At 70.4% G+C, this 20816-nt stretch carries 17 protein-coding genes; 14 read left to right on the top strand and 3 right to left on the bottom strand.

Features of this window, described 5'->3' with window-relative positions:
- The 3 genes from VC184_RS15510 to VC184_RS15500 all read left to right on the top strand — a co-directional run bounded on the left by VC184_RS15510 (nt 1) and on the right by VC184_RS15500 (nt 3748).
- A complete protein-coding gene (locus tag VC184_RS15510; RefSeq protein WP_323986814.1) occupies nt 1-1152 on the top strand; it encodes an alpha/beta hydrolase in 1152 nt (383 codons plus the stop codon).
- 211 nt (nt 1153-1363) lie between these two features.
- Nucleotides 1364-1651: an HU family DNA-binding protein gene (locus tag VC184_RS15505; RefSeq protein ID WP_036304753.1), complete on the top strand. Its 288-nt coding sequence runs from the start codon at nt 1364-1366 to the stop codon at nt 1649-1651.
- 120 nt (nt 1652-1771) lie between these two features.
- The gene (locus VC184_RS15500) at nt 1772-3748 is read left to right on the top strand and encodes a cytochrome c oxidase assembly protein (protein WP_112617617.1); all 1977 of its coding nucleotides are present in this window, start codon (nt 1772-1774) and stop codon (nt 3746-3748) included.
- Between the two features lie 6 nt (nt 3749-3754).
- Here the strand turns inward: VC184_RS15500 and VC184_RS15495 are convergent, their stop codons facing one another.
- Nucleotides 3755-4882 (bottom strand): hypothetical protein, encoded by a 1128-nt coding sequence (locus VC184_RS15495; RefSeq protein ID WP_323986813.1) that lies wholly within the window; start codon nt 4880-4882, stop codon nt 3755-3757.
- Between the two features lie 42 nt (nt 4883-4924).
- Between VC184_RS15495 and VC184_RS15490 the strand changes: the two genes are divergently transcribed.
- Nucleotides 4925-6304 (top strand): ATP-dependent DNA helicase, encoded by a 1380-nt coding sequence (locus VC184_RS15490; protein ID WP_323986812.1) that lies wholly within the window; start codon nt 4925-4927, stop codon nt 6302-6304.
- A 9-nt stretch (nt 6305-6313) separates the two neighbouring features.
- Here VC184_RS15490 and VC184_RS15485 read toward each other — a convergent pair whose 3' ends face one another.
- Both VC184_RS15485 and VC184_RS15480 read right to left on the bottom strand, forming a co-directional pair.
- Nucleotides 6314-6991, bottom strand: a complete 678-nt coding sequence (locus tag VC184_RS15485; protein ID WP_323986811.1) for a biliverdin-producing heme oxygenase — start codon at nt 6989-6991, stop codon at nt 6314-6316.
- 71 nt (nt 6992-7062) lie between these two features.
- Nucleotides 7063-7371, bottom strand: coding sequence for a DUF2470 domain-containing protein (locus VC184_RS15480; RefSeq protein ID WP_323986810.1), 309 nt, complete (start codon nt 7369-7371; stop codon nt 7063-7065).
- 180 nt (nt 7372-7551) lie between these two features.
- On the opposite strand from VC184_RS15480, the gene VC184_RS15475 reads away from it, so the two are divergent.
- The 10 genes from VC184_RS15475 to VC184_RS15430 all read left to right on the top strand — a co-directional run bounded on the left by VC184_RS15475 (nt 7552) and on the right by VC184_RS15430 (nt 20805).
- Nucleotides 7552-8697 (top strand): serine hydrolase domain-containing protein, encoded by a 1146-nt coding sequence (locus VC184_RS15475; protein ID WP_282501668.1) that lies wholly within the window; start codon nt 7552-7554, stop codon nt 8695-8697.
- A gap of 297 nt (nt 8698-8994) precedes the next feature.
- Nucleotides 8995-10692, top strand: a complete 1698-nt coding sequence (locus tag VC184_RS15470; RefSeq protein ID WP_323986809.1) for an ABC transporter substrate-binding protein — start codon at nt 8995-8997, stop codon at nt 10690-10692.
- 1 nt (nt 10693) lies between these two features.
- On the top strand, nt 10694-11668 hold the full coding sequence (locus VC184_RS15465; protein WP_274179472.1) for an ABC transporter permease: 975 nt from the start codon (nt 10694-10696) through the stop codon (nt 11666-11668).
- Nucleotides 11665-12663, top strand: a complete 999-nt coding sequence (locus VC184_RS15460; RefSeq protein WP_323986808.1) for an ABC transporter permease — start codon at nt 11665-11667, stop codon at nt 12661-12663. The genes VC184_RS15465 and VC184_RS15460 overlap by 4 nt, the downstream gene beginning before the upstream one ends.
- A 17-nt stretch (nt 12664-12680) precedes the next feature.
- Complete coding sequence (locus VC184_RS15455; protein WP_323986807.1) at nt 12681-13544, top strand: ABC transporter ATP-binding protein; 864 nt, start codon at nt 12681-12683, stop codon at nt 13542-13544.
- Nucleotides 13541-14431 (top strand): ATP-binding cassette domain-containing protein, encoded by an 891-nt coding sequence (locus VC184_RS15450; protein ID WP_112617626.1) that lies wholly within the window; start codon nt 13541-13543, stop codon nt 14429-14431. Before VC184_RS15455 ends, VC184_RS15450 begins: the two co-directional genes overlap by 4 nt.
- Nucleotides 14428-15717, top strand: a complete 1290-nt coding sequence (locus VC184_RS15445; protein WP_274179469.1) for an alpha/beta fold hydrolase — start codon at nt 14428-14430, stop codon at nt 15715-15717. The genes VC184_RS15450 and VC184_RS15445 overlap by 4 nt, the downstream gene beginning before the upstream one ends.
- Nucleotides 15714-17156 carry an aminopeptidase P family protein gene (locus VC184_RS15440; protein ID WP_323986806.1) on the top strand — a complete coding sequence of 481 codons (1443 nt, stop codon included), beginning with the start codon at nt 15714-15716 and terminating at the stop codon, nt 17154-17156. Before VC184_RS15445 ends, VC184_RS15440 begins: the two co-directional genes overlap by 4 nt.
- Nucleotides 17123-19906, top strand: coding sequence for a beta-L-arabinofuranosidase domain-containing protein (locus tag VC184_RS15435; protein ID WP_323986805.1), 2784 nt, complete (start codon nt 17123-17125; stop codon nt 19904-19906). The genes VC184_RS15440 and VC184_RS15435 overlap by 34 nt, the downstream gene beginning before the upstream one ends.
- Nucleotides 19903-20805: a dihydrodipicolinate synthase family protein gene (locus tag VC184_RS15430; RefSeq protein ID WP_112617629.1), complete on the top strand. Its 903-nt coding sequence runs from the start codon at nt 19903-19905 to the stop codon at nt 20803-20805. Before VC184_RS15435 ends, VC184_RS15430 begins: the two co-directional genes overlap by 4 nt.
- Nucleotides 20806-20816: the final 11 nt, after the last annotated feature.

Below are 20816 nucleotides of genomic sequence, written 5' to 3'. Positions count from 1 at the left end.
ATGCCGCTCGATCCGTTCTTCGCCGAGCGGCTGCGCACGCACCGGCGGTACCTCCTGCGTCAGGCCTGGCGGTCGGTCACGTCGGCGGTGGCCGAGCGGATGCCGCGGATGCCGCGGTCTCCCGCCGCCGAGGGCGTGCCGGGCACCGCGCCCGCGGCGACGTCCGCGGCGGCAGCATCCGCATCAGCGGCGCGCCCCGAGCCCGCGCCGACCCCCGCGCCGACCCCGGCTCCCGCCAAGCCCGCCGGCAAGCGCCCGCTCACCCTGCGCGAGCGTCACCGCAAGGCGGCGCTCGCCTGGGACCGCCAGGAGCTCCGCACGGTCGGTACACCGGGACCCGGGATCGCCACGTCCGAGCACGTCGTCCCCGTGGCCGGATACCCCGACGTGCGCGTCCGGGTCTACCGTCCGAGCACCGTGGCCGAGGGACAGCCTGCGCCGGCGTGCCTCGTCTTCGGCGGCGGGGCGTTCCGTATCGGCGGCATCGACTACCCGACGGCGGATGCCGCGTGCCGACGCCGTGCCGAGGCATCCGGGGTCGTGCTGATCGCGGTCGACTACTCGCTCGCGCCCGAGCATCGCTATCCGACCCAGATCGAGCAGGCGTACGCCGCGTGGGAGTGGCTGCACGACGAGGCGGCGACGCTCGGCATCGACCCGGACCGCGTCGGCATCTCGGGGTCGTCCGCGGGCGGGAACATCGCCGCCGTAGTGACGCTCATGAACCGCGACCGTGCGCGGCTGCCGGTCGCCGTGCAGATCCTCGAGGTGCCGGTGACCGACCTCACCGGGCGGTTCATCGATCTGCGCGCGACCTACGCGCTCGGCATCCCGGCCTTCATCGCGCTGCGCGAGCTCGTCTCGGTCGCCCGCACGTACCTCGGCGACCGCTCGCGCGCGCGCGAGTCGTACGCGTCGCCGATGCGCGCCGATTCGCTCGCCGACCTGCCGCCGGCGGTCATCCTCACGGCCGAGTACGACCCGTTGCGCGGCGACGGTGCGGCCTATGCCGCGAAGCTTCGCCGCGCCGGCGTGGCGGCGAGTGCGACCCGGTACCTGGGCGTCACGCACGACACCCCGATCTTCGTCGGAGCACTTCCCGCCGCGCGTCGCTGGGAGGCGGAGGTCGTCGCCGCCCTCCGGCGGATCTGACCCCCGCGAACGTCACATCCGTCCCACGCGCCCCGAAAACGGGCGACACGCCGGGTGAAAGCGGCCCCCGAAGCCGGTAAATCCGCGAAATTCCGCGGAATCCGCGTATATTCGGGACCGGTCGAACGACCAACCGTGGGACGCGAGTCCCCCGGGAACCACCCACGCTGTCGGCGGCGCGTCCGTCGTCCGCCGTCTGGAGGACAACCCTATGGCTGACAAGTCCATCACCAAGACCGAGCTCGTCGCGAGCATCGCCAGCGCCACCGGTCAGAGCCAGGCCGCCGTCTCGGGCGTGCTCGACTCGCTCTTCACGACCGTCTCCGAGGCCGTCGCCAAGGGCAGCAAGGTCTCGATCCCGGGCTGGATCGCCTTCGAGCAGGTCGACACCGCCGCTCGCACCGGCCGCAACCCGCAGACCGGCGAGGAGATCAAGATCGCCGCGGGCAAGCGCGTCAAGGTGACCGCCGGCTCGAAGCTGAAGGCCGCCGTCAAGTAATCGACGACGATTCACCGGAGGGGGATGCCGTACGGCGTCCCCCTCCGTCGTTCCCGCCCCGCCCGCCGGGGACCTCGCGCCTGCGAGGCTCAGACCTCCCGGCCGCCGTAGGCTGGTGGGGTGGAATCCCGAGCGCAGCGTCTCGCCGGACCGGCGATCCTCGCTGTGTCGGCTCTCATCGTCGTCCTCATCGGCCTCGCGGCCGGAGGCGGCGCCGCACCGCTGCAGCTGCTCGACCCGGGACCGGTCGTGCGCTGGGGCCTGCCGATCATCAAGCTCGTCGTCAATCTGGCGGCAGCCGGCATGGTCGGTTCCCTCGTCGTGGCGCTGTTCGCCCTGCGCGCAGGCGAGCGCCCGTTCGACACGGCCCTCGACACCGCGTCGATCTCGGCGGCGGTCTTCACCGTCGCGAGCGCCGGCACCGCGTTCTTCACCTTCCTGAACCTCCTGGGCGCAGCTCCGAGCGCGAGCGCGGAGTTCGGCCAGCAGCTCGGCCGGTTCCTCGTCGACACCGAGGCCGGCCGCGCCTGGCTGCTGACGACGATCGCGGGCGCGGTGCTGACGGTGCTGACGTTCGCCGTCCGCGGCTGGACCTCGACGCTGATCGTCGGCATCCTCGCCGCCGCATCCCTCATCCCGATGGCGACACAGGGGCATTCGGGCGAAGAGGCGAACCACAACATCGCGGTCACCGCGCTCGCCCTGCACATCGTCGCCGCCGCCGTCTGGCTCGGCGGTCTGCTGCTGCTCGTGATCATCCGGCCCGTCGTCGACCGTGCCGACATGGTCGCCGTCGTGTCCCGGTACTCCAGCATCGCTCTCGCGGCCTTCATCGTGGTCGCGGTCTCGGGAACGGTCCGCGCCGCCGTCGCGATCCTCTCGCCCGCCAACCTGTTCTCTCCCTACGGGGCGCTGCTGCTGCTCAAGGTCGTCGCGCTCATCGCCATGGGCGTGCTGGGCGCCTCGTACCGCGGGCGGCTCATCACCAAGCTCGCCTCGTCGGGCGCCGCCCGGGTGTTCTGGCTGCTCGTGACCGTCGAGATCGTCTTCATGGGCATCGCGAGCGGCGCGGCCGCGGCCCTCGCCCGCACCCCTCCGCCCGTCGACACGACCCTGCCCGAGCAGCAGACGCCCGCCCAGATCCTGACCGGCACCGTCCTGCCTCCCGAGCTGACGATCGACCGCTGGTTCACGATGTGGGATGTCGACCTGCTCTGGGTCTTCGCCGTCGGGTTCGGTCTCTTCTTCTACCTGGCCGGAGTGTGGCGCCTGCGCAAGCGCGGCGACCGCTGGCCGCTGTACCGCACCGTGCTGTGGGTGTTCGGATTGCTCCTGCTGGCATGGGTCACGAGCGGACCCATCAACGCCTACCAGGACTACCTGTTCAGCCTGCACATGATCGGGCACATGCTGCTCTCGATGGCCATCCCGCTGTGCCTCGTCGCGGGCGCTCCCGTGACCTTGGCCGCACGCGCGATCCGCAAGCGGGACGACGGGTCGCGCGGCGGTCGCGAGTGGATCCTCTGGGCCGTTCACACCCCGTTCTCGCGCGTCGTCACCCACCCCGCGTTCGCCGCGGTCATGTTCGTCGGCTCGCTCTGGGTCTTCTACTACACCGACCTGTTCCGCTGGACGCTGTACGACCACATCGGGCACGAGTGGATGGTCGCCCACTTCCTGATCTCGGGCTACCTGTTCGTGCTGTCGCTCATCGGCATCGACCCCGTGCCCTACCGTCTGCCCTACCCCTTCCGGCTCCTCACGCTCATCGCGGTCATGGCGACCCACGCCTTCTTCGGCATGGCGATCATGATGTCGTCCGGCCTGTTCGCCGCGGAGTGGTTCGGCTCGATGGGCCGCATGTGGGGGCCGACGCCGCTCGAGGACCAGTACATCGGCGGTGGTGTCGCCTGGTCGGTCGGTGAGATCCCGACGCTGATCCTCGCGATCACGGTCGCGATCCAGTGGAGCCGCTCGGACGACCGGATGCAGCGCCGCCGTGACCGGCAGGTCGAGCGAGCCGGCGACACCGAGCTCGACGAGTACAACGAGCGTCTCGCCGAGCTGGCCCGCCGAGACGCCGCGCGCAGCCGCTGACGCCGATCAGCCCTGGTCGGCCGACACCTGGATGGATGCCGTGCCGTCGGGGAGGATCGTGATCTTGCCGGTCAGGAAGAACTCGACGTCCTCCGAGACCTCGTTGAGTCGTCCGTCGTAGATGGAGCGGATGTCGACGTCGATGTGGGCGACCGCGCGGGTGCTCGGGATCGCCCACTGCGCGCCGTCGGGCACGACCTCGATCTCGGGATTCTGTGCGATCGACCACTGCGGGGCGCCCTCGACACGGTTGCGGACGAAGTAGCCGAACGGGCATCCCGTCGGCTGCAGCACCTGCTGGGTCGCGCAGGAGGCGAGGAACTCGTCGACGCGGTCTTGCACGACCTCGATGAACTCCGGCGTGGGCTCGGTCTGCAGATCGACCGGCACGGCTTTCTGCGGGGCATCCGAGAGCACGGCCACTCCGGGCGTCTGCGCCGTCGGGGTGTCGACCGAGATGGAGTAGGCGCCGGGAGAGAACACGAGCATCGACACGGGCACGAGCGGGTCGGCATCCACGCCCTCGGGCGCGACCTGCCGGGTATCGAGCTCGAAGCCGTTGACGGAGAACCGCGTGGCTCCTCGCACCGTGAGGTCGATCGCCGAGAGCGGGCTGTGCGCGAAGCGCCACGCCGGGGCGACGCCGATCCAGCCGTCCTGCTCGACGTCGAACTGGGTGCGGCCGCGATGACCGTTCGCGAGGTAGGTGACGGTGATCTCGGTCACGTCGCCGCGGACGCGCTCACCGATGACCGAGACCTCGGACAGCGGTGCGAGGGCAGCGCGGCGCAGCAGCACCTCGGATGTCGTCGACGGCAGCTCCGCCGCGGCGAGCTCGGCGGAGTCCATGGCGACGCCGGGCAGTCGCAGCGCATCGGCGGCGCTGCCGCTGCTCAGCAGCGACAGGTAGCGCTCGACGAAGGCCGCAGGGCTGTAGAGCGTGCGGTACACCGCGACACCGCCGACGCCGAGCGCGCCGAGGGCGAGCACCGAGAGGAGCCCGATCGCGGTGAGGTCGAAAGCAAGGCGTCGCCGGCCCCGTCGCCGGCCCTGTCCGGTTCGTCGCACGCTTTCGGGCGCGCTCGACTCATCGTCGCCGATCGCGGCGTCCGGAGTCGTCTGCGCCTCGTGCACAGCACAAGTCTAGGAAGGCTCACCTGTGGCTACCATGAATCGGTGACCTTGCCGCCTCTCTCCGCTGAGCAGGAGGCGCTGTTCCGACGCATCGAGACGACCCGAGACCACGTCTTCGTCACCGGACGCGCGGGCACCGGCAAGTCGACGCTGCTGCAGCACCTGGCGTGGAACACCGACAAGCAGATCGCGATCTGCGCGCCGACGGGGGTCGCCGCACTCAACGTCGAGGGTCAGACGATCCACTCCCTCTTCCGGTTGCCGATCGGTCTCGTCGCTGACAGCGAGCTGGAGCAGTCCGAGCCGACCCGCCGCATCCTGAACGCGATCGACACGCTCGTCATCGACGAGATCTCGATGGTCAACGCCGACGTGATGGATGCGATCGACCGGTCGCTCCGGCAGGCGCGCCGACGGCGCTCCGAGGCGTTCGGCGGTGTGCAGATCGTCATGTTCGGTGATCCGTATCAGCTGTCGCCGGTGCCGCCCCGCGGCGACGAGCTGAAATACATCCGCGACCACTACCGGTCGTTCTGGTTCTTCGACGCGCAGGTGTGGGCGGGGCCCAAGGCGGAGGCCGGCGCCATCCGCTCGGACGGACTGCTCGATCTCGGACGGGTCGGCGCCCCGCTGCACATCGCGGAGCTGGGGGAGATCCACCGTCAGGCCGACCCGGGCTTCAAGGAGATGCTGAACGCCGTGCGGTACGGCGTCGTCACGGCCGACATCGCCGCGGCGCTCAATGCGGCGGGAGCCCGCACGCCGCCGCCGCCCACCGGCGACGAGCCTCCCGTGATCACGCTCGCCACGCGCAACGACGCCGTCAACCGCATCAACCAGCGTCACCTCGACGCGCTCACCGGCCCGGTGCAGACGGCGAAGGCCGACGTGAGCGGCGACTTCGGCCGCGGCGAGACGTCGTACCCGGCCGACCCCGAGCTGCAGCTGAAGGTCGGTGCGCAGGTGATGTTCCTCCGCAACGACGTCGCGGGGTACGCCGGCGACGGCCCCCGCTGGGTGAACGGCTCGATCGGCACCGTCACCCGCATCGCGGGGTCGTCGGTGCGCGTCGAGCTCGACGGCGATGAGCACGACGTCGAGCCCGCGGTATGGGAGAGGTTCCGCTACGCCTACGATCCCGGCTCGCGCAAGCTGACGCGCGAGATCGTCGCGGAGTTCACGCAGTTCCCGCTGCGGCTGGCGTGGGCTGTGACGATCCACAAGTCTCAGGGCAAGACCTACGACCGCGCGATCGTCGACCTCGGATCGGGTGCCTTCGCGCCGGGGCAGACCTACGTGGCGCTCTCACGCCTCACCTCGCTCGACGGGCTCTACCTGTCGCGGCCGCTCCGGCCCAGCGACATCCTGGTCGATCACGACGTACGGCGGTTCATGGCCGCCGTCCGCGCGGCCGGCATGTGACCGGCAGGGTCACGCCATGACGGAGGCCCCGGATGCCGCTGCGGCCGCGTCCTTCGCCCGCGCGAGGTCGGTGAACAGGTCGGTGTTGAACTGGTAGGCGACGAGCACCTCGTCGATCACCCGCTGCTGCTCGGCCTCGTCCCACGGCGCGGCGTCGAGCTGCTCGCGATAGCGCTCTTTGAACGCGGCCGGATCGGCGATGTCGCCGAAGATGTAGAACCCGATGCCGTTGGTCTCGAACCCGAACTGGCGGGCCATGAGCTTGCCGATGAACAGCCCGCCCGACAGGTCGCCCAGGTACCGGGTGTAGTGATGCGCGACGAAGCCGCCGGCCCAGGTGGCCCCGACCTCGTCGATGCGGGCGACATACCGCTCGGTGGTCGGCAGCGGAGTGATCCGCTCGCGCCAGTCCGGGCCGATGAGGAACTCGAGGTCGGCCTCGAGGGCGGGAAGCCGGGTGAGCTTCTCGCTGATGAACGGAGCGGCGACCGGGTCGGCCGCCATGCGGGATGCCGCGCCCTCGAGCGCTGCGTAGATGAACCAGTGCTGCGCGACCAGGGCGACATAGTCGTCGCGCGTGCCCTTGCCGCGCATGAGGTCGGACATGAAGCCGGCGCCTTCGCTGCCGGAGTGCGCAGAGCTCGACCGCTCGCGCAGAGCGGTCGAGAACGGGATCGGTTCGAGCATGGCCCGACGATAGCACTTAGGTACAGCTAACCTGAAGGTTTTTCGTCGAGCTCTTAACGACTTCGTAACGCTCAGTCGTGCGGGCGCGGCTCCACACCGAGGCGCTCGCAGGCGGCGTCGTAGAGCGCGACGATCTCCCGGCGCACCTCGCGACGCTCCGTGATCGGGCCACCGGGCCAGGCCACTCGGAGCTCCCGGGTGCCGCCGTCGGCCCGAATCGCCTGCCAATCCCCGCCATCGCCGTCGAAGAACGTCATCGTCGCCGCCGCGGCATCCGGTTGGCCGAACGCGCGCACGATGAGGAGATTGTCGGCGCGGTGATCGTCGTTCATGTGACCGAGCACACCCGAGATGGCGTCGGCGTCGAAAGCGTGTGTCATGCGTCCACCCTAGGTTCGCAGGTTCCACAGGAGCGGTGTGCTTCACTGGAGGCATACATCTCGGGGGGTGGCTCAGGAATGCGTGCGACTCGACGCCGTCGAAGCGCAGGGATCGCCGTTGCGGTCGCGCTCGCGCTCGGTCTTTCGGCGTGCGCTCCGGCGAGCGTCAGCAGTGTCGAGATGCCCCCGCAGGTCGACGGCGAGATCGGTGGCGACACGCGGGCGCAGCTCACCGCCGCGGTCGAGCGCGCGATGGCGATGACCGGCTCGGCCGGCGCGATCGCCGGCGTCTGGGTGCCGTGGTCGGGCGAGTGGGTGGCTGGCTTCGGCACCAACCCCGACGGAACCGAGGTCACCGCAGACGACTCCTTCAAAGCCGGCCCGGTCACGCGCGCGATGACGTGCGACGTGCTCTACGGCATGGCCGCAGACGGCACCGTCGAGCTCGATGACCCCGTGACGGAGTGGATCGTCGGATTCCCCGCCACCCCGGTCGTGACCCTCGAGCAGCTCTGCGACAGCACATCGGGACTCGGGTCGTACCAGCCGCGTCTGCAGGCCCGGTGGGAAGCGAATCCCGCGCGTCCGTGGGCTCCGCATGAACTCCTCGCCTACGGGCTGGCCGCCTCGGGCCCGACGGGCGGCACGTCGTTCGCCAACTCGGACGCCGGATATGTCCTCCTCGGCATGGCTCTCGAGCGGGCCGCGAACAGCACCGCCGCGGAGCTGTTCCAGCGCTACGTCTTCGAGCCCCTCGGCATGGGCGGATCGTCGCTGCCGGATCGGCAGGCCGACGTCGGCCTGCACGGCACGCAGTCGGTGCTGACCCCCGAGGGTGCGCCCGATTGCGCGACGGCTGCCGACCTCACCGCGTGGTCTCCCTCGGCTGGATTCACGTCGTCGGGCGTCGTCACGACGGCCGCGGACCTGGGGCGGTACGCGCGCGCACTCGCAACCGGCCTGCGCTCGTTCGACGACGACCAGCGGTTCGGCTCGCCCATCCCGGTCGGAGAGGGCGTCCCGACCTGGTACACCGTCGACGGCGGCGCGTACCAGGCGGGCACCCTCATCGGCCAGTACGGCTCGATCCCCGGGTATCAGACCGCGGCTTTCGCCGACCGTGAGACGGGCCTGACCGTCGTCGCCGTGCTGAACAACTCCCGCGCCTCGGCCGAGGCGATCCGCGTGCTCGGATGGGAGCTCGCCGCGATCGCGTCGAAGGCGCCCGCCGCCTCGGGAGAGACCGCCCCACCGGCGGGTCTGCCTTGGACGCCCGAGCAGATGGACGGCGACCTCGCCTCGGTCGCGATCTGCCCGCTTCCCTGACCGCGGCCGCGCTGCCTCGCGAACGTCGGAGGATGTCGCCGGCGTCGGAGTGAAGCCGCGAAGGCATCCGATATCGCCGTGATTCTCCGAGTCTCGCGCGCCGCGACCGACGCCCGTCGTGTTTCGGGCGTGTGAAAAGACGGCCGGATCTCGTGACGATCGTGTCACACCGCCCTCCGCGACCCGCTCGACTCGGTAGAACGGATGCAGCGTGATCGTGCAATTGCACATTGCACCGTGATGTTGTTTTATGGACAGCACTCGACGCAATGGAGCAGAGAAAGGGAAGGTCCACCGATGACCACCACCAGGAGATTCGCCGGCATCCTCGCCGCGGGAACGGCCATGGCACTCGCCCTCACGGCGTGCGGCGCCGGCGGCGGCGGTTCGCCGCAGCAGACCGGCACCGACGGCACGCCGCAGGTCGGCGGAACCGTTCACATGCTCCAGAACGCCGACTTCTCGTACCTCGACCCGGCCCGCGGCTGGGACGGCGGCGTCAACGCGTTCTACCGTCTGCTCTACCGCGGCCTCACGATGCAGGCCGCCGGCGACTCGGATGACCCGAACGCCATCGTGCCCGACCTCGCGACAGGTCTCGGCGAGGTCTCCGACGACGGACTCACCTGGACCTACACGCTGAAGGACGACCTCTTCTTCGACAACGGCGACCCGATCACGTCCGCCGAGATGGAGTTCGGCATCTCTCGCGCGTGGGACCCGCAGATCGGCATCGGCTCGCCCTACCTGAAGTCCGTCATCGACGCGCCCGCGGACTACCAGGGCCCGTACGTCTCGGGCGACCTCCCGACGATCGAGACCCCGGATGAGAAGACGATCGTCTTCCACCTCAAGGCCCCGTTCCCCGAGTTCGACAACGTGCTCGCCCAGCCCAATGCCGTGCCCTTCCCGATCGGTTCCGGCGGCGGCGACGAGTTCATCAACGACGTCATCGCCTCGGGCCCCTACACGCTCGACGCTTACACCCCCGGCAGCACCATCAAGCTGGTGCGCAACGAGCACTGGGAGCCCGAGACCGACGACGTCCGCAAGGCGTACCCCGACCAGTGGCAGTTCGACATCGGCATCGACGGCGCGACGATCGACGAGCGCATGATCGCCGGTCAGGGCGCCGACCAGAACGCGATCGCGGGCAAGATCGCGGGCGCCACGCTGCCCCGCATCCAGACGCCGCAGCTGCAGGAGCGTGCCATCACCGCCCCCGCGTACTGCACGACCTACATGTCGCTCAACACGTCGAAGCCGCCGTTCGACGACGTCCGCGTGCGCCAGGCCGTGAACTGGGCGCTCGACCGTGCCAGCATCCAGAACGCCTCGGGCGGGAATCAGCTGGCGGATGTCGCGACGACGATCATTCCGCCCGCCGTCAGCGGTCACCTGGACTACGACCTGTACCCCTCCGACGACAACACCGGCGACGTCGACGAGGCCATGGCGCTGTTGGAGGAGGCCGGGCTCGGCGACGGGTTCGAGTTCACGCTCGACATCCGCTCGAACCCCGTCGCGCAGGCGCAGGCCGAGGCGGTGCAGCAGGGCCTCGAGCGCATCGGGGCGAACGTGAAGCTCAACGTCATCGACACCTCGATCTACTACGAGACGATCGCGACGCCGTCGCAGCAGAACAACGCTGCGATCACCGGGTGGTGCCCGGACTGGGCCTCGAGCGCCAGCACCTTCATCCCGCCGCTGTTCGACGGCGCGGGCATCACCGAGAAGGGCAACCAGAACCTCGCCCAGCTCAACGATGCGGCCGTCAACGACCGGATCGCCGAGATCCGCGCGATGACCGACGTGGACGCCGCCAACGAGGCGTGGGGCGAGCTCGACAAGCAGATCATGGAGCTCGCGCCGATCGCCCCGATGGTGTTCGAGAACGGCATCTTCCTGCCGGGGTCGAACATCGCCGGCTACATCCCCAACACCAACATGACCGACCTCACGATCGTCGGTCTGAAGGACCCCTCGAAGGGCTGACATGACCTTCAGTTCGGCCCCCCTCGAGGTCGAGGCCACGCCGGGCGGTGATCCCACTCTCGATGAGTCGGTGGAATCCCGTCCGGCGTCCGGCCGGAAACTCCTCCGAGGCTTCCTCACCGATGTGCCCGCGATGCTGTCGCTGGCCTACATCGTGCTCGTGCTGCTCATGGCGGTGTTCGCTCCCCTCATCGTCCAGATCAGCGGCTGGTCGCCCTACCAGTTCGACCAGAGCGCGATCGATCCCAACATGGGCGCGATCCCGATCGGGCCGCTCGGCGGCATCAGCGCCGAGCACTGGTTCGGCGTCGAGCCCGGCAACGGCCGCGACATCTTCGCCCGCATCGTCTACGGCGCCCAGGTCTCGATGACGGTCGCCCTCTCGGCGACGCTGCTGACGACGGTGCTCGGAGTCGTGTTCGGGATGCTGGCGGGTTACCTCGGCGGCTGGGTCGACACGGTCATCTCGCGGGTCATGGAGTTCCTCATGGCCTTCCCGGCGCTCATCTTCATGATCGCGATCCTCTCGGCGCTCCCCGCCGACAATCGCGTGCTGCTGCTCGTCGTCGTGATCTCGCTGTTCGGCTGGCCCTACCTCGCCCGCATCGTGCGCTCGCAGACGCTCTCGCTCAAGGAGCGCGAGTTCGTCGAGTCGGCTCGTGCGTCGGGTGCGTCGAGCGTGCAGATCATCTTCCGCGAGATCCTGCCGAACCTCTCGTCGACGATCATCGTCATGGCGACCCTCGCGGTGCCGGGCTACGTCGGCACCGAGGCGGGGCTCTCGTTCCTCGGCGTGGGCGTCGTGCCGCCGACCCCCAGCTGGGGTCAGATGATCGCTTCGGCGGCGCCCTGGTACGCCGTCGATCCCATGTACTTCCTCATCCCGGGCGCCTTCCTCTTCCTCCTGGTGCTCTCGTTCACGACCCTGGGCGACCGCATCCGCGCGCTCGTCGGCAGCGCGGAGGTGCGCGCGTGACCCGCTTCGTCCTCTCGCGCGCGACCGGCATGGTCGTGGTGCTGTTCCTCGTGACGCTGTTCACGTTCGTGATCTTCTTCGTGCTCTCGCCCGACCCGGCGGTGCAGATCTGCGGCAAGAACTGCACGCCCGAGCGCATCGACCAGATCCGGGCGAACCTCGGGCTCGACCAGCCCTTCCTCACGCAGTTCTTCACGTACCTCTCGGGCCTGTTCGTCGGCCGTGAGTACGAGATCGCGGGCGCGACGGTCGCGTGCGGCGCCCCGTGCCTCGGGTACTCGTTCCAGACCGGGCAGCTCGTGGGCGACATGATCGTGCAGCGCCTGCCGATCTCGGCGACGATCGCGATCGGGGCGGCGGTGCTCTGGCTCGTCGGCGGCGTCGTCGGGGGCGTCCTCAGCGCGGTGCGCGAGGGGAAGTTCACCGATCGGTTCATCGCCGGGCTGACGCTCGGGTCGATGTCGATCCCGAACTACGTGCTCGCTCTCGCGCTGCAGTTCGTCCTCGTCGTCTCGCTCGCCTGGCTGCCGTTTCCGCAGGCCGTTCCCGTCGCCGACGATCCGGTGCAGTGGTTCCTGAACTTCCTCATGCCGTGGATCGTGCTCGCGGTCGGATATGCCGCCGTCTACACGCGGCTCACGCGAGCGAACGTGATCGACACCCTGCAGGAGAACTTCGTGCGCACGGCGCACGCGAAGGGGCTGCGGCCGAGCCTGGTGTGGCGTCGCCACGCGCTGCGCCCGGCACTGACCCCCATCGTGACGATCTTCGGGATGGACGTCGCGGGCCTTCTCGGCGGTGCGGTGATCACCGAGACCGTGTTCGGCATCAACGGCGTGGGAAAGCTCACCGCCGACTCGATCTCGTCGAACGACCAGCCGGTCATCATGGCGGTGACGCTGCTCTCGGCGTTCTTCGTCATCGTCGGCAACCTCGTCGTCGACCTGCTCTACGCGGCGATCGATCCTCGCGTGCGAACGGCGGCGAAGGCATGAGCGACGAAAGGATGCCGATGACGGATGACCTCCTGCGCGTCGATGACCTGACGGTGCAGTTCCGCACCGCCGGCGGCACCGCCCGCGTCGTCGACGGCCTGAGCTTCGCGATCCCGCGCGGCGGGGCCGTCGGCATCGTCGGCGAGTCGGGCTCGGGCAAGTCGATGACGAGCCTCGCGATCATGGGGCTGCTCCCGAAGGGAGGCAGCGCTACGGGCTCGGTCACCTTCGACGGACGCGATCTGCTCACCCTTCCCGGCCGGGAGATGCGTCAGGTCCGCGGTGACCGGATCGCGATGATCTTCCAGGACCCCCTGTCGTCGCTGAACCCCTATTACACCGTCGGCACGCAGATCGCCGAGGCGTACCGCTCTCACCGGTCGGGCGTCTCGCGTCGCGAGGCCCGGCGGGTCGCGATCGAGGCGATGGAGCGGGTGCACATCCGGGATGCCGCGAAGCGTGTCGACCACTACCCGCACCAGTTCTCGGGCGGGATGCGGCAGCGCATCATGATCGCGATGGCTCTCAGCATGGAGCCCGAGCTGATCATCGCCGACGAGCCGACCACGGCCCTCGACGTGACGGTGCAGGCGCAGATCCTCGACCTGCTCGCGGAGATCCGTCGCGACACGGGCGCCGGTCTCATCCTCATCACCCACGACCTCGCGGTCGTCAGCGAGGTGACGGAGCAGATCGTCGTCATGCGAGCCGGTCGCATGGTCGAGAGGGGCAGCGTCGAAGAGGTCTTCAGCGACCCGCAGGAGGAGTACACGCGGCGACTGCTGGACGCCGTGCCGCGCATCGACGACGCGATCGGCGAGCTGCGCACGACCGACATCGCGATCGTGCCGGACAACGAGATCGAGGAGGAGACGGCATGACCGACCAGACCGCGCCGCTGTGCCGCGCGACGGGCCTCGTCAAGGAGTTCGCGAGCCCCGGCGCGACGATGTTCTCGCGCAGCAGTCGCTTCCGCGCTGTGGACGGCGTCGACCTCGACATCCGGCGGGGCGAGACCCTCGCGCTCGTCGGCGAGTCGGGCTCGGGCAAGTCGACCGCCGCGCGACTGATCGCCCGTCTCATGGACACCACGGCGGGGACGATCGAGTTCGAGGGACGGGATGTCACGCACCTGCAGGGGCGCGATCTCCTGGCGTTCCGCAGCGACGTGCAGGTGATCTTCCAGGACCCGTATTCGTCGCTCAACCCCAAGCACACCGTCGAGCGACTCGTGACGGCGCCGCTGCGGTATCAGAACCGGAAGATCCCGGGTGGGGCGCGCGCCTTCACACGGTCGCTCATGGACCGGGTGGGGCTCAATCCCGACCATTCCGACCGCTATCCGGCGCAGTTCTCGGGAGGTCAGGCGCAGCGCATCGGAATCGCCCGGGCGCTCGCGGTCGGCCCGAAGATGGTGATCTGCGATGAGGCCGTGTCGGCGCTCGACGTGTCGGTGCAGGCGCAGGTCATCAACCTGCTGACCGCGTTGCAGCGCGACGAGGGCTTCGCGTACCTCTTCATCGCGCACGACCTCGCCGTCGTGCGCCAGATCGCTACGCGCATCGCCGTGATGAGCCGCGGTTCCATCGTGGAGACGGGGGAGCGCGACCGCGTCTTCGAGAGCCCTCAGCACGAGTACACCCGTACGCTGCTCGCGGCGGTGCCCCGCATCAACCCCGAGTGGGACCGCCGCCGGCGCGCCGCCGAGAAGGCCCGCCGGGCCCGCGCGGCAGCCGCGGCATCCGATACCCAGACGGAGGCGTCATGACGAACGAGTACCACCTGCCCGGCATCCGCGTCGCGGAGCGTCGCATCGACGTCCCGCTCGACTGGAGCGGCGGCACAGCAGCGGCCGGCACGATCGAGCTGCTCGTCCGCGAGCTCGTCGATCCCGATCGCGCGCGCGACGACCTCCCGCTGCTCGCGTTCCTGCAGGGCGGGCCCGGCGGGGCGAACCCGCGGCCGCTGCGCCGAGACGGATGGATCGACGAGGCACTGCGGGACTATCGCGTGGTGCTCGTCGACCAGCGCGGAACCGGGGGCAGCACGCCCCTCGAAGCCGTCGACGTGGCGGGGCTCGACGCCGCGGCCGGCGCGGACCTCCTCGCCCTCCACCGGGCCGACTCGATCGTCCGCGACCTCGAGCACGTGCGCGAGACGCTCTTCGGCGGTCGGCGATGGGCCACTCTCGGACAGAGCTACGGCGGCTTCCTGACCCTCACCTATCTGTCGCTCGCGCCCCAGGCGCTGACGGCCTGTTACGTCTGCGGCGGCATCCCCGGCACCCCGCCGCGCGCGGCCGAGGTCTACGCGCGCACTTTCGACCGCGTCGCGGCGAAGACGGCTGAGCTGTACCGGCGATTCCCCGAGGACGCCACGGCGATCGCGCGCATCGCCGACCGGCTCGCCGAGGGCGACGTGAGGCTCCCGGACGGCGACGTGCTGACCGTGCGCCGCTTCCAGTCGCTCGGGATCGACCTCGGGATGAAGCCCGGCCACGAGCGCCTGCACTGGCTCGTCGAGAAGGCGTTCGCCCGGCCGGGGCGGCTGTCGGAGGCGTTCCTCGCCGACGTGCAGTCGCTCAGCTCCAGCGCCGGCAACCCGCTGTTCTGGACCCTGCAGGAATCGATTTACGGCGACCCGGCCAGCGGGCCGACCGCGTGGGCGGCGCAGGCCGAGCGCGACCGTCGTCCCGAGTTCGACGAGGACCGGCGGCCGCTGCTGTTCACGGGCGAGATGGCCTTCCCCTGGATGTTCGACGAGGTGCGTCTGCTGCGGGGATTCCGGGATGCTGTCCACGCGCTGGCCGGCCGTGCCTCCTGGACGCCGCTGTACGACCTCGACCGGCTCGCCGCGAACGACGTGCCGCTCGCGGCGGCGGTGTACTTCGACGACATGTACGTCGATGCCGGGCTGCAGCTCGACACGCTGTCGCGCATCGGCAACGCCCAGTCGTGGGTGACGAACGAGTTCGAGCACGACGGCATCGGCTCCGGTCGCACGTTCACGCGACTGCGCGAGCTGGTCCGAGACCGCGGAGGAGAGAAGCGATGACTGCTGCCGACACCACCCGTCCCCCCTACGCCGGCACACGATACCCGCGCCTCGCGCAGGTACCGGCGTTCACCGAGTTCGTCTCGCGCGACTGGGCCGACGTGCCGACCAGACCGCACCTGCCCGCGGGCGCCGCGGCCGCGGCATCCGCTCATCGCGATCGCCTCAGCGCCGCCCTTCCCGGGCACGTGATCGTCGCTGCGGCGGGGCACGCGCCTGTCCGCAACGACGACGCGCACTACGGCTTCCGCGCCGACAGCGGCTTCGTCTGGCTGACGGCGTGCCAGGTCGAGGGCGCCGTGATCGTGCTGTGGCCCGCCGCCGGCGGACACGACGCCGTGCTGTACCTGCCGCCGCCGTTCCGCCCCGGCGATGCCGGGTTCTTCTCGGATGCGAACCACGGCGAACTCTGGGTCGGCCCGTCTGCCGGTCTGCCGGAGTGGGCCGACGCGCTGGGGATGACCGTCGAGCCTCTCGCTGCGCTGGAGCGCCGCCACTCCGAGCTGCGGGGCGCCTCGGCCGCGCGTTCGGCCGCCGCGCTCGCCGCCGAGGTCGGCGCGGAGGTGTCGGCCGAGCTCGAACGTGCGCTCGCCCGCCTGCGCATGGTGAAGGACGAGTGGGAGATCGGGCAGCTCCGCGCGGCCGTCGACGCCACGGTCGCCGGGTTCGGTGCTGTCGTGGCCGAGGTGCCGCGAGCCATCGCCGACGGCCTCGGCGAGCGGTGGCTGCAGGGGACGTTCGACCGGCACGCCCGCACGTTCGGGAACGGGCCCGGCTACTCCACGATCGTCGGGTCGGGAGCGCACGCGCCGATCCTGCACTGGGTGCGATGCGACGGCGACGTCGTGCCGGATGCCGCGCTGCTGCTCGACATGGGCGTCGAGGCCCGGTCGCTCTACACCGCCGACGTGACCCGCACGGTTCCCGCGAGCGGTACGTTCTCGGAGACCCAGCGTGCGGTGCACGACCTGGTCGAGAAGGCGCACCGCGCGGGACTCGACCGCATCCGCCCGGGCGTGGCGTATCTCGATTTCCACTTCGCCGCGATGGAGGTCGTCGCGCAGGGCCTGCACGACTGGGGGCTGCTGCCGGTCTCGGTCGACGAGGCCCTGTCGCCCGAGGGCCAGCAGCACCGGCGATACCTCGCCTGCGGGATCGGCCATCACCTCGGTCTCGACGTGCACGACTGCAGTCAGGCGCACTACGAGGACTACATGGGCGCGGCGCTCGAGCCGGGCGTCGTCATGACCGTCGAGCCGGGCCTGTACTTCCACGCGCATGACCTCACGCTGCCGCCCGAGCTGCGCGGCATCGGCGTGCGCCTCGAAGACGACGTGCTCGTGACCGACTCGGGCTCGGAGGTGCTGTCGGTGGCGCTCCCGATCTCCGCCGCCGAGGTCGAGGCGTGGACGCGCGCGCAGTGGACGGGCGAGCGATGACGGATGCCGCACCCCGCGCGCTGCCGTTCCCCTACGGGGCGGTGCGACTGAAGCCGACGAGCGCGTTCGCGCCGGCCCGTGACCGCATGCTGCACCTCGCCCGGGTCTATCCGATCGACCGGCTCCTCGCGGTGTTCCGGGCAGGTGCCGGGCTCGACACCCGCGGCGCGGAGCCTCCGGGCGCGTGGGAAGGATTCGGTCACCCGGCGGAGGAGCCGTGGGGCGAGTACGACTATCCCGGTCGTGAGGCCGCGCAGACGGCGAACCTGCTGCGCGGCCATTACGCGGGCCATTTCCTCTCGATGCTCGCGCTGGCCGCCGCGGGCGAGGACGACGACGAGCTGCGCTCGCGGGTCGACGAGCTCGTGGGCGGTCTCGCCGAGGTGCAGCAGGCGCTCGCCGCCACCGGGCGATATTCGCACCCGGGGCTGCTCTTCGCCTCGGGGGAGTGGCAGTTCGCGCGGCTGGAGCACTTCGCCCCCTACGGCGAGATCTGGGCGCCGTACTACACGTGTCACAAGCTCATGGCGGGGCTGCTCGACGCGTACGAGCTCGCGGGCGACAAGCAGGCGCTCGAGGTCGTCACGGGCATGGCGCACTGGATCTCGGGGCGACTCGAGAAGCTCGATCACGACCACCGCCAGCGCATGTGGTCGCTCTACATCGCGGGCGAGTTCGGCGGCATGAACGAGACCCTCGCGCGGCTCAGCGCCATCGTCGACGAGCCGCGCTTCCTCGCGGCGGCGCGAGCGTTCGATCAGGGAGACCTGCTCGAGGCGGGGTCGTCGGGGCACGACATCCTCGACGGCATGCACGCCAACCAGCACCTGCCTCAGCTCGTCGGCTACGTGCGCGAGTACGAACTGACCGGCGAACGCCGGTATCTCGCTGCGGCGATCGGCGTCTTCGACCAGGTCGTGCCGGGGCGGATGTACGCGCACGGCGGCACCGGGGAGAACGAGCTCTGGGGTCCGCCGCGCACGGTCGCCGGCGACATCGGCCGGCGCAACGCCGAGACGTGCGCGACCTACAACCTCGTCAAGCTCGCCGAGACGCTGTTCACTCATACGCTCGCGCCGCGCTTCCTCGACTACGCCGAGCGGGCGCGGCAGAACCACATCCTCGGCTCGCGGCGCGCGGTCGACTCCGACGACAGCCCCGAGGTGACGTACATGTTCCCGGTGCACGCCGGGGCGCTGCCCGAGTACGACAACGTCGGCACGTGCTGCGGCGGAACCGGGCTCGAGAACCACGTGGGTCACCAGGCCGGTATCTTCTTCCGCGACACCGGCGCGGAGCCCGCGCTGTGGGTCGCCCGTTACACGCCCGCTGAGCTTCGCTGGGACGAGCGCGGCGTGAGCGTCGAGGTCGATCAGGAGCATCCCTTCGCCGATCGCGTGACCCTCCGGGTGCAGACGACGGCCGGCCGTCCGGTGCGGCTCGCGGTGCATCTTCGTGTCCCGGACTGGGTGGCTGGCGGGGCCGAGGTCGCCGTCGACGGACATCGGGTCGACGTCGATGCCGCGCCGGGCGGCTTCGTCACCATCGACCGGACCTGGCGGGGCGATGAGCTCATCGAGCTGACCCTGCCCGCCGCGCTTCGGTCCGAGCCGGCGATCGACGACCCGGCGCTGCGCAGCCTGAGGTACGGGCCGCATGCGCTAGTCGCCCGCGACGAGTCGACGACCCCGATCGAGCGAGCGTGGGATGCGCGTCGGATGCCGGGAGGCGCGATCCGAGCCGACCTCGACGATGTCTCCGCGGCGCTCGCCGCGACCGGCGCGGTATCGATCGCCGGGCTCCGCCACGAACCGGTCTGGAACGGCTCCGACGAGCGGTACCACCTGTACTCGCGAGCCGACGACCGCACGATCGGATTCGCCGGCGTCGAGACGGGGGTCCCTGCTCGGCGGCGCGCCGACGGGACCACACTGATCGACGCCCTGTGGGCCGAGCCCGCGCCGCAGGACGACGCCGAGCTGCTCGACCGCCTCGTCGCGGTGTGCCGCATCGGGATGGCGGACTCGCTCGTGAGTGCTTCCGAGGCGCGGGCCGTCATCGGCGCGGGGCTCGACGCCGGCCTCGGGATCGGCGGCGCGTCGGCCGGGACCGCGGATGCCGCGCGCCGCGCCCGGGACTTCGTCGGGGCGCTCACCACGACGCCGGATGCCGTCATGCCGCCGACCGTCGACATCGTGGTCTCACCCGCACCGGCGACCTCGGGCTGGTTCACCGCCCCGCCGACCGTCGAGGTGCGGGCCGCCGGCGTGACCAGCGACCGGTTGCGCCTCGAGCTGCGCATCGACGACGGCCCCTGGCGCGCGGTCGACGGTCCCGTCGTCGTCGATCGCGAGGGTGTGGTGCGCCTCGCGGCGCGCGCGGTCGATGCCGACGGGCGGTCGAGTGCCGTACGACGCGAACTCGCGATCGACACCGAGCCGCCGCGGAGCGAGGCTCGGGTGAAGCAGCTCGGCGCCGCCGTCGAGATCACCCTCATCGCGGCCGACGACGTCTCCGGCGTCGATGCCATCCGCTGGGAAGGCGAGGGCACCTTCTGGGCGACGTTCCAGGAGACCTTCGTGCGAGCGCTCACCGATCACGAGCAGGTGATCGAGTTCGCCGCGACCGACCGCGCCGGGAATGAGGAGGCCCGTCGCCGGATCACGCTTCCGCCCGCCTCGAAAATGGATACCATTGCAATTGCACTGACATCGGCGCCTGACATCGCCAGATCGGAGAACGACTCATGACCGACCGCAAGCCCTGGCACGGCGTCAACCTCGCGACCACGCTGCCGTTCCACGACGACCTGTCCGTCGACTACGACGCCTACGCCGAGCTCGTGCGCTTCACGACGCAGAACGGCGTGACCGGCATCATCCCCAACGGCTCGCTCGGCGAGTATCAGACGCTCACCGAGGAGGAGCGCAAGCGCGTCTTCCTCACCGCCGTCGAGGCCGCGCCCGACGCCGCCGTCATCCCGGGCGTCGGAGCCTACGGCGCGCTCGAGAGCGTGCGCTTCGCCGAGCACGCCGCCGAGAACGGCGCGCCGGCCGTCATGCTGCTGCCGCCCAACGCCTACCGGGCGAGCGACGACGAGGTCGTCGACCACTATCGCCGGGTCGCCGCGGTCGGCCTGCCGATCCTCGCGTACAACAACCCGATCGACACGAAGGTCGACCTGCGTCCCGACCTGCTCGCGCGGCTGTTCGCCGAGGGGCTCATCGTCTCGGTCAAGGAGTTCTCGGGCGACGTCCGTCACGCCTACGAGATCCGCGAGCTCGCGCCCGGCCTCGACATCTCGATCGGGTCGGATGACGTCGTGTTCGAGCTGGGCCTCAACGGCGCCGTGGGCTGGGTCGCCGGTTACCCCAACGCGATCCCCGCGTCGACGGTCGAGCTCTACACGCTCTCCACCTCCGACGATCCGCAGGACTGGGTGCGGGCGCGCGAGATCTACCGCGACCTGCACCCGCTGCTGCGCTGGGACTCGAAGACCTGGTTCGTCCAGGCGATCAAGCTCTCGCAGCAGGTCGCCGGCGTGCTGACGAGCACGACGACGCGTCCGCCGCGGCTGGCTCTGCCCGACGAGGTGGCCGCGCGTATCATCGCCGACACCGAGGCCGTGCTGAGCAAGGGCTACCGCTGACCCGCGGCATC

The sequence above is a fragment of the Microbacterium plantarum genome (assembly GCF_035231185.1).
In the GTDB taxonomy this organism is placed as follows: Bacteria; Actinomycetota; Actinomycetes; order Actinomycetales; family Microbacteriaceae; genus Microbacterium; species Microbacterium plantarum.
Note: the sequence above shows the minus strand (reverse complement) of the source record. Positions and strands in the feature narration are given on the sequence as shown.